1 protein-coding gene is annotated in these 798 nt (G+C 55.5%); it reads right to left on the reverse strand.

What is annotated here, in order from left to right; genetic code table 11:
- Positions 1–12: 12 nt before the first annotated feature.
- Complete coding sequence (miaA, locus tag QZ298_RS08600) at positions 13–789, reverse strand: tRNA (adenosine(37)-N6)-dimethylallyltransferase MiaA (protein WP_367114388.1); 777 nt, start codon at positions 787–789, stop codon at positions 13–15.
- Positions 790–798: the final 9 nt, after the last annotated feature.

Genomic DNA, 798 nt, shown 5'->3' on the forward strand with positions numbered 1-798 from the left:
AGGCAACATTTCTTAATCTGCAAAACTTTCGCAAAAAATTTTCATCTTTTTTATTTCATCCCTCTTCATCCAGGCAATATCGGCATCCCTGCGGAACCAGGTCATCTGCCGTTTGGCATACCGGCGCGAATTGCGTTTAATAAGCCTAACTGCTTCTTCATATGGTATTTTACCGTCGAAATATTCGAACATTTCACGATAGCCTACCGTCATCAACGCATTCAATCCGCGCAACGGATAGAGTCGGCGTGCTTCTTCTTCAAGTCCCGCCTCGAGCATGCCGTCCACCCGACAATCGATCCGTTCGTAAAGCTCCTCGCGCGGAGTTTCGATTCCTATCTTCACGATTCGGAACGGTCGTTCCCGAGATTCTCCGGACCGTTGTTCCGAATACGGACGTCCCGTTTGCAGGCACACCTCCACGGCACGCACCACCCGCGCGGGATTGTCGCGGTCCACCGATTCATAATAAATCGGGTCGAGCCGGCGCAACTCTTCGAGCAACGTGCCGAGTCCCTCGTCGCGCAAACGGGCCTCCAGTCGCCCTCTCAACGCCGGATCGGTGGGCGGCAACGCATCGAACCCGCGACACAACGCATCGACATAAAGCCCGGAACCGCCGACAGCCAGCACATAATCGTGTTCCCCGAACAAGCGATCGAGCAACACCAATGCCTCCGCCTCGAAACGGCCGGCATTATAATCGTCGGACACTTCCCGGTCGGCGATGAAATAATGCGGTACGGCAGCCAACTGCTCCGCCGAAGGCTGCGCGGTTCCGACGGCCATTCCGCGGAA

It is taken from the genome of uncultured Alistipes sp. (assembly GCF_910580175.1).
In the GTDB taxonomy this organism is placed as follows: Bacteria; Bacteroidota; Bacteroidia; order Bacteroidales; family Rikenellaceae; genus Alistipes.